A 14,001-nucleotide genomic window follows, 5' to 3' on the forward strand; every position below is an offset into this window, starting at 1 on the left:
CCGCGGACCTGCTGGGACAGGCGCGTGTTCAGGCTGTGCCCCATGCCCTTGGCTTCCATCGACCGCAGGTCTTCCAGGTAGATGACGGACGCCCGGGCGGCGATCGCCTGGTCGACCGTCCAGCGGGCGGCAGCCCACGCGAGCGCATCGTTCAAGTTTTGGCGACGGGCGGACACGTGGCGGATCTCGCCGGCCAGCACCTCATGTTTCGCGCTCAGCTGGTCGGGGCGGCCGCCGATGAGCCGCGCGTACTGGTCGGCCTTCGCGTGCAGCTGTTCTGACAGGCGCCGGAGGCGGTGCTGCTTGGCCAGGACGCCGGCGGCGCGGAACTGTCCACCAGCCCCCAACGCCGTGATCCGCCCGTCCTTACCCAGTCGTAGGGCACCGGCGCTGAGGAGGGTGTTGAGGCCCCAGTCCACGCCAAGCGCCACCGAGTGACCGGTGGCCCGGGCTTTCGGCACGGCGTGCGTGTATGCCATGTCGGCACGCACCGTCCCGTCGGTGACGCGGAGGGTGGGCAGGTGCAGCACCGCCGCGGCGGGAACCGTGGACGGCAACGCGATCCGGCACTCGACCCACGTCCAGTCCCGATACCCTCGCGGATCCGGACGGGTGGGCAGTTGCAGCCGCAGCAGCGCCCTGCCCGGATCAGTGTCGCAGCGCTCGATCGTGGCCTGCTGCCGATCACACGCGGCCAACAGCAACATCCGCGGAATCCGCGGGACGCCTTCCAACTCGAACACGTCCACCGGCAGGCGGCCGTTAACTTTCGCAAACGCGGCGGCCTGCCGGCTCCGGCCCTTGATGACATTCGACGGCAAATACTCGCCGCCGGGGATCGAGGCCCGAACCTGATCCCACTCCGCGGGGGTGCGCTTACGCGGATCGGCCGGCCAGACCGCCAAGACCCCGGCGGTCACATCAGCACGCCAAGCCGCCGAACGAAGAGCACGCCCCGCCTGCTCCTGCGCCATCCGCACGACCCGGTCATTGACCCTCACACCCCGAGGCGGGGCGACCGTCCACCCGAGGCGTCGCACGGCCATCCACGCGTGCGACGGCAACCGCCGGCCACCCGCATCCACCCCGGCCGCCAACACCTCCACATCCACGCGGTTCCAATGCTCACCGACCAGCGCGGCCACCATGCCCGCCACCAGGTCAGCACACCAACCGACCCGTTGCGCCAGCACCGTCCGGGACAGCACCTCGCCGGTTGCCTCATCCACCCCCACGCGCAGCGCAGCGCGGGCACACGCGGTCCGGGCCGCCTCACCCTCGGCCAGCCGCAGCTTCCCGCTCACCGACTCAACGCCTCAACACCGACCCAGAAAAACCGGCCCTCACGACCGACCCACACCACCGGAACCCTCCCGAGCCAGCCCAAACGTGATGTGCCACGGGGTGAACACCGACACGCTTCCCGGCCTTGGAAAGCCGAAAACGTTCCACACAGACCAATCTATGATCACTGATCATAGATAATCAAATCGGTCAGCCTGACGGCCGGCGAGCCAGGCGGGTAACGTGCTGCGGCGTGACCGTCACACCGTACTCGCACTGCTCGTACTGCGGCGCCGCCTATTCGGCGGAGGCCGGCTGGCCGCGGGTCTGCGCGGCCTGCGGCGGGACGGTGTGGCGCAACCCGCTGCCGGTCGCGGTGGCGGTGCTGCCGGTCCGGACGCCGACCGGCCTGGGCGTGGTGGCGGTCCGCCGGGACATCGAGCCGGCCCGCGGGCAGCTCGCGCTCCCCGGCGGCTTCATCGAGTACGGCGAGGAGTGGTCGGAGGCGCTGGTCCGGGAGCTGCGTGAGGAGACCGGCCTGCTGGCCGACGCCGAGCAGGCGCGGCTGTTCGCGGTGCACGGGGCGCCGGCGGGCGGCACCATGATGGTCTTCGGCGTACTGCCCGAGCGGGCGGTCGGCGACCTGCCGCCGTCGGCACCGACCGAGGAGGCCACCGAGTGGGTCGTCCTCACCGAGCCCGTCGAGCTGGCCTTCTCCACGCACACCCGGGTGCTGGCCGACTTCCTCGCCGAACGGTGGGCGGCCTGACCCTCGTCGGCGCCGCCGACCTCTGCCTCTTCGGCGGCGTCGTCCACCACCCCGTCACCGCCACCTGACCGCCACAGTCACCCGGAGCCGGCGGGTTGATCTTTGTCGACGCTGACACCGGCGTGTCACGGCAACAACTTCATGGTCAACGCGCGGGAACGGGCGAGGCGGCGGCGGGTCAGGTGGTCAGGTAGGTGGCGGGGACGAGGTCGGTCAGCCAGACGCCGTTGGCGCTGCGGTAGAAGAGGTAGCCGTTGTCGGCCATGGCGGCGGCGTCCACGGTCAGCACCACCACCGCGCAGCCCCGGCGCGCCCCGACCCGGCGGGCGGTCGCCACGTCCGGCGACAGGTGTACGTGGTGCCGGCGGCCCCGGCGCAGCCCCTCGACCCGGATCGCCGGCAGGACGCTCTCGCTCGTGCCGTGGTAGAGCCGGTCCGGCGGCGGGGTCGGTGTCAGGCCGAGGTCCACCGGGACGGAATGGCCCTGGCTGGCCCGGATCCGGTCGACGCCGTCGGGTCCGCGCTCGACGGCGAAGCGCTGCTTGTCGTTGCCGGCGACCACGGCGTCGAGGTCGACGCGGCTGATCCGCAGCGCGGCGAGCAGGTCGGCGACGGGCACCCAGCCGGCCCGGTCGAGCGTCAGGCCGAACCGGTCCGGGCGGTGCCGCAGCGCCAGCGACATCCGCTTGCTCACCCGGACCAGATCACGATGATCCACACCGTCAGTGTGGCGCACGCCGACGCACCGGTCGACGGATATCAGCGGGCGGCGGTCAGGCGGCGGCGCGATCCGCCAGGGGGCGGCGTCGGCGGGCCGGGTCGGTGAGGACGGGCGGCGACCAGGCGCCATCCGGCTGGTAGAGGTTGGTGCCGGGAGCGACGATCTCGTCGATCCGGTCGAGCACCGCGTCGTCGAGGGTGAGCGACGCGCCCTTGAGCAGCCCGTCGAGCTGCTCCATGGTGCGCGGCCCGATGATCGCCGAGGTGACCCCGGGGTGCGCGACGGTGAACGCGACGGCCAGCTCGGGCAGGGTGCAGCCGACCTCGTCGGCGAGCGCGACGAGTTGCTCGACGGCGGCGTACTTCGCCGCGTTACCGGGCAGCGCCGGATCGAAGCGGACCGGGGTGAGCGCCGGCCGACCGGCGGTGAGGTCCACCGTGCGGCCCTGCCGGTAGCGGCCGGACAGGAACCCGGAGGCCAGCGGGCTCCAGACCAGCACGCCCATGCCGTACCGCTGGCAGACCGGGAGCACCGCAGTCTCGATCCCCCGGGCCAGGATCGAGTACGGCGGCTGCTCGGTGCGGAACCGGCCGAGCGCCCGCCGCTCGGCGACGTGGTGTGCCTCCACGATCTCCTCGGCCGGGAAGGTCGAGCAGCCGAAGGCACGGATCTTGCCGGCCCGGACCAGGTCGGTGAGCACCCCGAGGGTCTCCTCCACGTCGGTGGTGTGGTCGGGCCGGTGCACCTGGTAGAGGTCGATCCACTCGGTGCCGAGCCGGCGCAGGCTTTCCTCCACCTCCCGGACGATCCAGCGCCGGGAGTTGCCGCCCCGGTTGGGTCCCTCCCCCATCGGGAAGTGCACCTTGGTCGCCAGGACCACGTCGTCGCGCCGGCCGCGCAGCGCCTTGCCGACGATGACCTCCGACTCGCCGGCGGAGTACATGTCGGCGGTGTCCACGAAGTTCACGCCCTGGTCGAGGGCGGCGTGGACGATGCGTACGCAGTCGTCGTGGTCGGGGTTGCCGACCGCGCCGAACATCATGGTGCCGAGACAGTGGGTGCTGACCTGGATGCCGGTGCCGCCGAGAACGCGGTAGCGCACAGGGTTGTTCCTTTCTGAGGGGTACGCCGCGTTGACCGGGCGGCGGCCGGTCCGGCAACCCTAGGAGTTCGAGTGCACTCGAGGTCAACCGGTCAGCCCGGTCCCTCCCCCGCCTCGGCCAGGTAGCCGGCGGCCTGGAGTTCGAACAGCTCCCGGTAGGGCCCGTCCTGCGCCATCAGCTCGTCGTGGTTGCCCTGCTGGATGAGGCGGCCGTGGTCCAGCACGAAGATCCGGTCGGCGTGCCGGACGTTGGCCAGCCGGTGGGTGATCAGGACGACGGCGCGGTCGGGGTGCCGCCGCAGGTGCTGGAAGAGGGCGTGTTCGGCCCGGGCGTCCAGGGCCGCCGAGGGTTCGTCGCAGATCAGCAGCCGGGCGTCCCGGTAGAGGCCGCGGGCGGCCACCAGCCGCTGCCACTGGCCGCCGGAGAGGTCCTGTCCGTTCTTGAACTGCCGGTCGAGCAGCGTGTCGTACCCGAACGGCAGCCCGGTGATCATGTCGTGGGCGGCGGCGCCGCGGGCGGCGTCCTCGACGGTCGGGCCGGCGGGCCCGGCGGCCCGGTCGTGCCGGCCGATCCGGATGTTCTGCCGGGCGGTGAACGGGAACTTCCGCCAGTCCTGGCTCATCACCGCCACCTGGCCGGCGGTCTGCCGGGGATCCAGCTCGGCGAGGTCCGCCCCGTTCCAGCGGATCATCCCCTCGGTGGGCCGGTAGAGGCCGGCGATGAGCTTGGCGAGGGTGGTCTTGCCGGACCCGTTCTCGCCCACCAGGGCGACCACCTCCCCCCGCCGGATGGTGAGGCTGACGCCGTCCACGGCCGGGACATTGGTGTCCGGGTAGCGCATGGTTACCTGGTCGAGCTCGATGTGTTCGACAGCGTCGACGCCCCGGTCGCCGCCGGCCGGCACCCGCTGCCCGGCGCGGTCGACGAAGTTTCGATAGTCCTGGTAGTAGAGCGCGTCCTCGTAGAGCGAGTTGGTGGCGAACACGGCGGTCCGCAGCCCGGCCCGGGCGGACTGCACCGCCAGCAGGGCGGTCGCGGCAGCCGCGAGGGCCACCACGCCGGTCAGCAGCAAGCCGCCGAGGACCGCGTAGAGAGCGAACGCGGCGACCCCGGTGATCGACAGGCCGACCGCACGGGTGGCGGTCAGCGCGCGGGCCAGCCGCAGCTCGGCGCGGGTCTCCAGACCGATGACCCGGCGATACTCGGCGAGCAGGAAGCCCCGCATCTGGTAGGCCCGGATCTCCGCGGCGGTGTGCCGGTCGGCCATCAGCTGGGCGAGCATCCACATCCGACGGCGCCGGGTGACCCGGCCCAGCCAGTCGAGGTGCCGGCGGCGGGCCATCTTCACCGCGGTCACCGCCTCCGGCGCGGCGGCGAGCAGCAGGCAGGGCAGCAGCACCGGCTGGATCACGGTGACCGCGGCGGCGGTGGCCAGCACCCCCACCAGCCCGGTGACCAGGTTGACGGTGTCGTCGACGATCGACGCGGCCTCGGCCATGCCCTTGTCCCGGGCGCGGTCCATCTCCTCGGCGAAGCCGGCGTCGTCAAAGGCGGCCAGCTCGACCGCCGTGGTGGTCTCGAACAGTCGCAGCTCCACCTGGTAGTTGATCTGCGGGATGAGCCGGGCCTGCGCCCAGCCGGCGGCGACGGTCAGCGCGCCGCGTGCGGTGACCGCCAGCGCGGCGAGAAGCAGGGCCGGCAGGGCGGCGCGGATCCGGTCGGGGGTCGGACCGGCGGCGAAGAGCTGCCGCAGCACCCCGGTGGTGGCGAGCAGCCCCAGGGTGGTGAGCACGCCGGCGGCGACGTTCAGCCCGATCGAGGCGAGGGTGTCCCGGCGGCTGGTCGCCCAGGCCAGCGCGACCGCCTCGCGGACCAGGGCGGGGAGCCGGCGGGCCACCGAGCCGAAGCTGGTGTGGGCGAACTCGGTGGCCCGGTGCATCCAGTGGCCGTCCTCCAGTTCCGGCAGCGGCTCCGCCGCGCCGTCGGCCGGCTCGTCCTCGTCGGACGGAGGCCGGGGCCCGATCACCGTCGTCATGGGCCCTCCTCACCGGTACGGTCAGTGACCGGAGCGTACGATCCGCTACCTCACGCTGTCTCCCCGTAGTCGGCGTGTCGAACAGGTGTCGCAACCGGCGTGGCGCGGGGCGCCCGTTCCAAGGAATGGGTGATGCCCGGTCCCGTCGCGCGCACCTGCGGTGGGTGGCAGGCTGGTGGGGTCGCCGGCAGCGGGACGACGACGGCCCGCTGGCAGACCATGTCGTGAAGGAGAAGATCGACCTGATGGCTGTGGACGTGACCACCACGGACGAATGGCAGGCCCTGCGCAAGCACGCCGAGGAACTGCGCGGCACCCACCTGCGGGACCTGTTCGCCGCCGACGAGCAGCGGGGTGAGCGGCTCACCGGCGACGTCGCCGACCTGCACGTGGACTACAGCAAAAACCTGGTCACCGACGAGACGCTGCGCCTGCTCACCGCGCTCGCCGAGCGGGTCCGGCTGGCCGACCGGATCGCCGCCATGTTCGCCGGGGAACACATCAACTCCACCGAGGACCGGGCCGTCCTGCACACCGCGCTGCGCCTGCCCCGCGACGCGTCGCTGGTGGTGGACGGGCAGGACGTGGTCGCCGACGTGCACCGGGTGCTGGATCGGATGTCGGCCTTCGCCGAGCGGGTCCGCTCGGGTGCCTGGCGCGGATACACCGGCGAGCGGATCACCACCGTGGTCAACATCGGCATCGGCGGATCGGACCTCGGGCCGGTGATGGCTTACGAGGCGTTGAAGGCGTACCGGGACGCGGGCATCAGCTGCCGGTTCGTGTCCAACATCGATCCGACCGACATCCACGACAAGACCGTCGACCTGGACCCGGCCAGCACGTTGTTCGTCGTGGTCTCCAAGAGTTTCTCCACCCAGGAGACCCTCGCCAACGCCGACCAGGCGCGGCGCTGGCTGCTCGCCGGGCTGGACGCCGACGACTCGGCGATCGCCCGGCACTTCGTCGCGGTCAGCACCAACGAACAACGGGTTCGTGACTTCGGCATCGACCCGGAGAACATGTTCGGCTTCTGGGACTGGGTCGGCGGCCGATACTCGCTGCCGTCGGCGGTCGGCCTGTCGGTGATGCTGGCGATCGGGCCGACCCGGTTCCGCGAGATGCTGGCCGGCTACCACTCCGTGGACGAACACTTCCGGACCACGCCGGTGGAGCGGAACGTGCCAGCGCTGCTGGGCCTGCTGAACGTCTGGTACACCGACTTCTGCGACGCGGAGACGCACGCGGTGCTGCCGTACGCGCAGTACCTGCACCGGTTCCCGGCATACCTGCAGCAGCTCACCATGGAGAGCAACGGCAAGTCGGTGACCGTCGACGGTCGGCCCGTGACGTACCCGACCGGGGAGATCTTCTGGGGCGAGCCGGCCACCAACGGCCAGCACGCCTTCTACCAACTCATTCATCAGGGGACGCGGCTGATCCCGGCTGACTTCATCGCGTTCAGCCAGCCCAACCACGACCTGGGCGACATGCACGACCTGTTCATGTCGAACTTCTTCGCGCAGACCGCCGCGCTGGCCTTCGGCCGCACCCGCGAGCAGGTCGAGGCGGAGGGCACCCCGGCCGACGTGGTGCCGCACCGCGTGATGGCCGGCAACCACCCGACCACGTCGATCATCGCGCCGAAGCTGACCCCGTCGACGCTGGGCCAGCTGATCGCCCTGTACGAGCACATCGTCTTCACCGAGGGCACGGTCTGGGACATCAACTCGTTCGACCAGTGGGGCGTGGAGCTGGGCAAGGTGATGGCCAACCAGCTCGCGCCCAAGCTCACCGGTTCCCACCCCGAGCTCGGCGACGTGGACTCGTCGACTGCGGCGTTGATCCGTCGCTACCGAGCCCAGCGCGGCCGGGACTGACCGCCTTCCGGCGCGGTGACCGCCATGCCGAGGAGCGACCGCTAAGGGCTCCGAGGTGTGGCGGTCCGGCCGGCGCCGGGCCGGTCGCGCGGGTCAGTCGCGGAGGAACTCGGCGTGGGCGGCCCGGAGCCGGGCCAGCGCCGGGTCGCCGGCCGGGACGCGGCGCTCCAGCTCGGCCCAGACCTCGGCGAGGGCGTCGGTGAGCGCGCGCCGCTCGGCCGCGTGCCGCCGGCTGCTCTGCCGGTGCAGCTCCTCGAGGCGGCGGGACCAGCCGGCGCTGATCGCGGCGATCCGCTCGGCGTCGGCCCGGGCCTGGGCCGCCGTGCGCGCCGCCGCGGCGGGCACGATCGCGGCGACCGGGCGGGCGTCGCCGTCGCGGGTGATGACGGTGACGGTGTCGGTCAGCTCGGCGAGGGCGACGAGCTGGGTGAGCCGGGTGCGGACCTCGCGCAGCGGCAGGGCGCGCGGCTGGGGGGACCGGTCGGCCAGGGCGGGGGCAGCCATGGACAGATGTTCACGTCCGGGTACGACAAAACTGCGCCGCGTGGCGGTGACGCGGGTCAGCGGGCGGCCGTCGGCCCTGCCGTCCACTCCGGTGCCAGCACCGACCAGACCTCCATGTCGACCCGGCCGGTCGGGCCCGGGGCGGCCGCGCGGAGGAGGCCGTCGCGGCGCATGCCCAACCATCGGGCGACGGCGATGCTGCGCTTGTTGCCGGACTTCGTCACCCACTCCACCCGGTGGATGCCACGTTCCCGGACCGCCCTGATCACGCGGGCGGCGCGGGTGACCATTAGCAGGCCGGAGCCGGGCCGCCGGAGGTTGTCGGTCGGTCGCCCTACGGTGTGCGCCGTGAACGCCGTCCAGACGTACCGATACCTCCAGCCGTCCGCGCTGCGCCCCGCCGGTCTCGACCTTCAGACCTGCGGCGGACCGGCCGCCAACCCGCGCTTCTTCAGCGGTTTCCTCACCACGCCCGCGGCGGCGGCCGCCGGGCTGCTCGCCGTCGCCGAGGTGGCTCGCACCCGCTACCACCAGCCGGTCAACCCGGCGAGCCTGGACCCGGTGGTGACGGGCAGCCGGGACCGGTTGCGCTTCGAGTCCTTCTCCGGCTGTTGCGGGGTGTACGCGCGGTTGGACGTCGTCCCGGCCGGATTCGACGGCGACATCGTCGGACACGGCACGACCAACGTCGACGTGAACCCGCCGCTGCGGGAGGCGCTGGCCCGGGTCGGCGGGATCGAGCCGCTGCACCTGGCTGTCGGCCCTGACGACCTGACGGTCTCCACCATGGACGGTGCCGTGGTGGAGAAGAAGGTTCCGCTGCCGGGGCGTTGGTTGCGCGGCTTCGCCGAGGTGCACGTGCTCACCGCCGCGTTCGAGCCGCGCGCCGAGATCCCCGCTGCGGAGGCCGCCGCGTTCCTGCGTCGACTCCCCGGCGCCAACGACCGTTCCGTGCTCTGGGCGGTGCCCGCCGGGCGTACCCTCCGGCTGACCTCGCGACCGACGCCGGGCGCCGTCTGCCTGGCCGGCGCGGGCCGACTCGCGGCCCTGCGGGGCCTGCTCCGGCACGCGCGCACCCTGCGGGTGTACGGGCCACCGGTGCGGGCCGGTTCGGCCGCGGTGGCGAGCACCTGGGAACTCGACACCGGTACGCTGCGGCTGTCGCTGACCCTCTCCCCCGAGCCCTACCGCGGGTTCTCCGGCGAGGGCGCCGCCCTGCTCGCCCTGGCCGGGGACGACGTGATCGACGACGCCGAACTGGTCGGCGCCCTGCTCTCCTGGGACCCGACGATCGACGTCGCCGCGCTCGCCGACGCGGCCGGCCTGTCCGACGACCGGGTACGCGCCGCCCTGGCCCAGCTCGGCACCGCCGGGCGGGTCGGCTACGACGTGGCCGACGGCGGGTACTTCCACCGGGTCATGCCGTACGACGCGGGCCGGGCCGAGCGGGACAATCCGCGCCTGGTCGGGGCGCGGGCGCTGGTCGAGCGCGGCGCGGTCGAGTGGACCGACGGGCACGCCACGGTACGCAGCGGCGCGGAGGTCTACCGGGTGCGGCGGCTGCCGGACGGGGCGTACACCTGCTCCTGCCGCTGGTGGGGGCGGCATCAGGGGCAGCGCGGGCCCTGCAAGCACGCGCTGGCCGTGTCGATGGCGACGGCGCCGGCGGAGGTGAAGGCATGAGGGGCTTTTGGGAGCCGCTGGTCCGCGGCAAGGTTCCGGCTGTCCAGGCAGCGCTGGTCGAGTTGGACGAGGCGGCCCGCCGGGCGCTCGGCGACGAGCTGGTCGCGCACGTCCGGCGGCGGCGGGACCACTGGTGGTCAGGCAGGGAGTCGACCGCGCTGGCGGTGGCCGCCGTGGGCACGCTGAGCACCGCGACGAAGGCGGCGGCGCTGCTGGGCCGACGGTCGGTGTGGCTGGGGGACGCGGATCCGGAGCCGGTGGTCGAGACGGCCCGGCAGCGGGGGGTGACCTGGCTGGCCGACCTGGCCTACCGGCTGGCCGAGCGGCTGCGGCGGAACGAGCCCGGGGAGGGCTGGCACTTCGTCGCGGGCCTGCTGGTGGCGGAGAAGGCGGCGCCGCCCACCGGGGACGCGTTCGTCGCAGGCTGGGCGCGGGCGATGTGGTGGCGCCCCGGCAACCGACAGCGCCCTCCCCTGCTCGACCGGCTGCGCGCCGACCCGTTCCTGGACGTGCTGCTGCCGCGGCTGTTCGAGGTGGACGGGGTCGGCCTCGAGCTGACGGCCGGCGGGGCCGGCGGCGACCGGCAGGCGGTGCCGCAGGCGCTGGCCGCGTTGGCGGCGGAGGGGCGGTTGGACCGGTCGACCCTGCTGGACGGCGTCCTCGGGCGGCTGCTGCGCGGGGACCGGCCGACCGCGCTGCAACCGTTCCTGGCGCTGCACGACCTGCTGGCGCCGGCCCCGGCGGAGGTGGCGGCGCGGTCGGCCGCGTATCTGCGGCTGCTCGCGGACGCGCCCGGGCCGGTCGCCACGACAGCGCAGCGGACGCTGCGGAGCCTGGACGTCGATGTGGAGCTGGAGTCGCTGCTGGACGTGTCCCGCGCGGTGCTCACCCGCCCGGAGAAGGCGCTGGTCCGGGGACAGCTGTCCTGGCTGGACCGGCTCGCCCGGCAGCGCCCCGATCGGGCGGCGGAGATCGCGGCCGTAGTGGCGGTCGCCGCCGAGCACCCGGGGGCGGACCTGCGGGACCGGGCGGCCGCGATCGCCACGCGGCACGGTCACCGGCCGGCCGCCGCCGTCGCCGTGCCGGTGGCCGGCGACGAACTGCCGCCCCCCGCGCCGCCGGCCGCCGCCCCGCCGCCGATCGCCGAGGTGGACGAGCTGGTCGAGGAGGTGTCGGCCCTGCTCGGCGGGCGCTGGCCGGCGCTGGCGGTGGAGCGGATCCTCGACGGGCTGGTCCGGCTGGCGACCACCGACGGGGACCGGCTGCGGGCGGCCCTGCTGCCGGTGCTGCAACGCCAGCGGGTGGGCGCGTACGACCACATGTGGGCGGTCTTCAACCTCTCGGTCCAGCTGCACTGGGTCCTGCGGGCCGCCGCCGATCCGGCCGATGCGGCCGCCCGCCGCGGCCACTGGGCCAGCATGCTCACCGAGTCCCGCCCCCGGACGTGGCGCCTGTTCCGCCGTGGCCCGGCCGTCGACCGGGCCCGCCGGCCCGCACTGACGCAGCTGTACTGCGCCCGGCTCGCCGAGATCGGGCAGCGGCTGGACGGGCGGGACGATCCCGGCCTGCTCGCCGCGCCGACCTCAGCCACCGGCGCCCTCGACCCGGCCGCCCTGTACGAGCGGTTGGCCGCCCTGGGCGACCGCCCGGTCTGGCGGTGGGATCTCACCCAGGCCCTGCTGCGGCTGCCGGCCGTGGTGGACGAGCCGCTGGCGGCCCGCGCGGCGGCACTCGGCACGCCGGCCGGCGACGACCTGGCCAGCTGGCTGCGTGGCGACGCCCTCCCGGCACCCGCCCAGCAGGTGGTGACCGTCGGCCGGCGGGACCGGTCGGGCTCCTACGACTGGGGCTACGACCGGTTGCCGGTACGGCGGACGCTGGTCGCCACGACGCCACCGGAGGGCGTGGCGGACCAGCTCGGCCTGCTCACCGTCACGCCCCGGCCGGTGGGGCAGCACCACAGCGGCTGGGACGACCTCTGGCCGGCCGTACTGCCCGGGCACCGGGGCCTGGTGGCCGCCCGCCTGCTCCGGCAGATCGCCGAGACGGCGCAGGAGGACGTCCGCGAGGGCGCCACGATCCTGCCGGCGCTGGCCGAGTGCACCGGCGCGGGCGGTCCGGCGCTCGACCTGGCCCTGGCGTACGGGCTGTGCGCCCGCCACGAGGTGGACCGGGTCGCCACGCTCGACGCCCTGCTCATGCTGGCCGCGGCCGGGGATCTGGACGCGCCGGCAGTGGGTGGGCACCTGGGGGCGCTGGCGGCGGACGGCCAGGTGACGCTGACCAGGGCGGCGACGCCGCTGCGCGACGCGGTGTCGGCCGGCGCCCGGCTGAGCACCTGGCGGCTGCTCGCCGCGGCGCTGCCGCCGCTGCTGGCCGCGCCCACCCCACCCCGGGGCACCCCGGACCTGCTCACCCTGGCCGCCGAGACGGCCACCGCGACCGGGGTACGGATCGAGGTGCCGGGCCTGGCCGACGTGGTGGCCCGGGGCGGCGGGAGCCGGCTGGTGACCGAAGCCCGGCGGCTCGCCGCCGAGCTGGACGTCTGAGCGGGTGGCGGGGCAGGGGCGTCAGCGCCGACGGAGCCGGGCGGCCAGCTCGGCGCACAGGTGGTCGACGCCCTCGCCGGTCAACGCGTCCCTGGACCGGGGCTACCCTGATCACGCCCGGCATGCTCGACGGGTCCGCGGCGGTCACGCACGTCAAATGATGAAGTGGGTCCAGTAGGTCAGCCACACCGCGAACAGCGCGCCCTGGATTAGCGCCAGAGCGGCGGTCAGCCAGCTGTCGAGGGTGGCCCGGTGGGCCCAGCGGGCCAGCACCAGGGCGACCGGGAAGGCGGCGAGCAGGTAGCGGAGCAGGCTCCGGTACACCGGCGGTCCCATCGACAGCGGCACCAGCACCACGATCACCGTGTAGACCAGGTAAGGCAGCTCGGCCCGACGCAGGCCGACGAGCGCCACCACCAACACGGCCACGGCGACCCAGGCCCGTAGGGCGTCGCCCGACGAGCCGGTCAGCCCGTGGCTGATCACCCCCAGCGGATTCTGCACGCTGATGCCCCAGCCCTCTTCCTGGGCGTGCTTGTACGCGTACCAGTCGCCGCTCTGCCACTTGCCGAACGCCATGAAGGTCAGCCACCCGGCCGGCACGAGCAGCAGCGGCCAGCCGATCCTCAGGTATCGACCGAGCGACCGGAGCCCGAGGCGGTAGCCGTGCTGGCGCAGCAGCACCAGGGCGAGCGGGACGACCACCAGGAAGCCGATCGAGCGACTCAGCGCGAGGAAGTAGCCGACGATCCCGACCAGCGGCCAGCGGCCCTGCTCGGCGTACCAGAAGGCGGCCAGGGCGAGGCAGAGGAAGAGCGACTCGGTCAGCGCCGCCTGAAACAGGAAGGCGGCCGGCAGGAGCAGCAGGTAGCGGGTGAACCGGCGCCCCGAGGCGGCGGCGTCCGCGTCGTTGTCGCCGAGCAGGCGACCGCCGAGCTGATGGGCGTAGTAGAGCTGGAACACGAGGGCGGCGTTGCTGACCAGCAGCAGTGCCCACGCGGTGTGCCCGCCGAGCAGCACGGCGAACGGCCGGGCGAGGAACGGGTAGAGCAGTGGGAAGCCGAAGTCGCGCCAGGGCCGGTCGAGCGGCACCTGGGCGAGATAGTCGTAGAGGAAGGAGTCCCAGGCGAACCAGAGGGAGATCCAGCGGTGCGGCGAGACATCGTGCTGCTGGGCGCGCATCAGCGTCTCGTCTGCGGGTGGCGCGCCGGGCACCCCGTCCCAGGCGGCCAGCACGGCCACGCCGATCAGGCTGAGCACGACCTTCGACCCGACGAAGACGGCGAGCACGAAGCCCCAGGGGGCGGGCACCCGGGCGGCGAGCCCGGACGTCGCACGGGCCAGCGGCCGCAGCCGATCGCGGAGGCGGGAGCGGCGGGCAACCGGGGTCGCACGGCCCACCCGCAGCCCGCCACCCATCCGTCCCCCACCGGGTCGTCGCGACCGCGACCGACCGCCGGACCGCGGAGGTCC

At 73.8% G+C, this 14,001-nt stretch carries 11 protein-coding genes; 4 read left to right on the forward strand and 7 right to left on the reverse strand.

What is annotated here, in order from left to right:
- Positions 1–1,148: hypothetical protein (locus tag ABZ783_RS32245; protein WP_357445128.1), on the reverse strand; the 1,148-nt coding region annotated here is incomplete at its 3' end.
- Positions 1,149–1,537: 389 nt separating this feature from the next.
- Between ABZ783_RS32245 and ABZ783_RS32250 the strand changes: the two genes are divergently transcribed.
- Positions 1,538–2,053, forward strand: coding sequence for an NUDIX domain-containing protein (locus ABZ783_RS32250; RefSeq protein WP_357445131.1), 516 nt, complete (start codon positions 1,538–1,540; stop codon positions 2,051–2,053).
- 178 nt (positions 2,054–2,231) lie between these two features.
- Here ABZ783_RS32250 and ABZ783_RS32255 read toward each other — a convergent pair whose 3' ends face one another.
- The 3 genes from ABZ783_RS32255 to ABZ783_RS32265 form a co-directional block, all read right to left on the reverse strand.
- Positions 2,232–2,771 (reverse strand): RNA 2'-phosphotransferase, encoded by a 540-nt coding sequence (locus ABZ783_RS32255; RefSeq protein WP_357445134.1) that lies wholly within the window; start codon positions 2,769–2,771, stop codon positions 2,232–2,234.
- 55 nt (positions 2,772–2,826) lie between these two features.
- Positions 2,827–3,876, reverse strand: coding sequence for an aldo/keto reductase (locus tag ABZ783_RS32260; RefSeq protein WP_357445137.1), 1,050 nt, complete (start codon positions 3,874–3,876; stop codon positions 2,827–2,829).
- A gap of 92 nt (positions 3,877–3,968) precedes the next feature.
- Positions 3,969–5,912 carry an ATP-binding cassette domain-containing protein gene (locus tag ABZ783_RS32265; protein WP_357445140.1) on the reverse strand — a complete coding sequence of 648 codons (1,944 nt, stop codon included), beginning with the start codon at positions 5,910–5,912 and terminating at the stop codon, positions 3,969–3,971.
- Positions 5,913–6,157: 245 nt separating this feature from the next.
- Here ABZ783_RS32265 and pgi point away from each other — a divergent pair, with 245 nt between their 5' ends.
- Positions 6,158–7,792, forward strand: coding sequence for a glucose-6-phosphate isomerase (pgi, locus tag ABZ783_RS32270; RefSeq protein ID WP_357445247.1), 1,635 nt, complete (start codon positions 6,158–6,160; stop codon positions 7,790–7,792).
- Between the two features lie 93 nt (positions 7,793–7,885).
- On the opposite strand, the gene ABZ783_RS32275 is transcribed toward pgi, so the two are convergent.
- Together ABZ783_RS32275 and ABZ783_RS32280 are read right to left on the reverse strand one after the other, a co-directional pair.
- Positions 7,886–8,296: a type II toxin-antitoxin system Phd/YefM family antitoxin gene (locus ABZ783_RS32275; protein WP_357445143.1), complete on the reverse strand. Its 411-nt coding sequence runs from the start codon at positions 8,294–8,296 to the stop codon at positions 7,886–7,888.
- Positions 8,297–8,352: 56 nt separating this feature from the next.
- Positions 8,353–8,529 carry a GNAT family protein gene (locus ABZ783_RS32280; protein WP_357445146.1) on the reverse strand — a complete coding sequence of 59 codons (177 nt, stop codon included), beginning with the start codon at positions 8,527–8,529 and terminating at the stop codon, positions 8,353–8,355.
- A 115-nt stretch (positions 8,530–8,644) separates the two neighbouring features.
- Between ABZ783_RS32280 and ABZ783_RS32285 the strand changes: the two genes are divergently transcribed.
- Positions 8,645–9,979 carry an SWIM zinc finger family protein gene (locus ABZ783_RS32285; RefSeq protein ID WP_357445149.1) on the forward strand — a complete coding sequence of 445 codons (1,335 nt, stop codon included), beginning with the start codon at positions 8,645–8,647 and terminating at the stop codon, positions 9,977–9,979.
- Positions 9,976–12,528: a DUF6493 family protein gene (locus ABZ783_RS32290; RefSeq protein WP_357445152.1), complete on the forward strand. Its 2,553-nt coding sequence runs from the start codon at positions 9,976–9,978 to the stop codon at positions 12,526–12,528. The genes ABZ783_RS32285 and ABZ783_RS32290 overlap by 4 nt, the downstream gene beginning before the upstream one ends.
- A gap of 153 nt (positions 12,529–12,681) precedes the next feature.
- On the opposite strand, the gene ABZ783_RS32295 is transcribed toward ABZ783_RS32290, so the two are convergent.
- Positions 12,682–13,929, reverse strand: coding sequence for a hypothetical protein (locus tag ABZ783_RS32295; RefSeq protein ID WP_357445154.1), 1,248 nt, complete (start codon positions 13,927–13,929; stop codon positions 12,682–12,684).
- Positions 13,930–14,001 lie beyond the last annotated feature (72 nt).

It is taken from the genome of Micromonospora sp. NPDC047738 (assembly GCF_040642675.1).
In the GTDB taxonomy this organism is placed as follows: domain Bacteria; phylum Actinomycetota; class Actinomycetes; order Mycobacteriales; family Micromonosporaceae; genus Micromonospora.

Coding starts and splice junctions, on each gene's coding strand:
- ABZ783_RS32265 (WP_357445140.1), bottom strand. CDS start 5,912: ATGACGACGGTGATCGGGCCCCGGCCTCCGTCCGACGAGGACGAGCCG.
- pgi (WP_357445247.1), top strand. CDS start 6,158: ATGGCTGTGGACGTGACCACCACGGACGAATGGCAGGCCCTGCGCAAG.
- ABZ783_RS32275 (WP_357445143.1), bottom strand. CDS start 8,296: ATGGCTGCCCCCGCCCTGGCCGACCGGTCCCCCCAGCCGCGCGCCCTG.
- ABZ783_RS32290 (WP_357445152.1), top strand. CDS start 9,976: ATGAGGGGCTTTTGGGAGCCGCTGGTCCGCGGCAAGGTTCCGGCTGTC.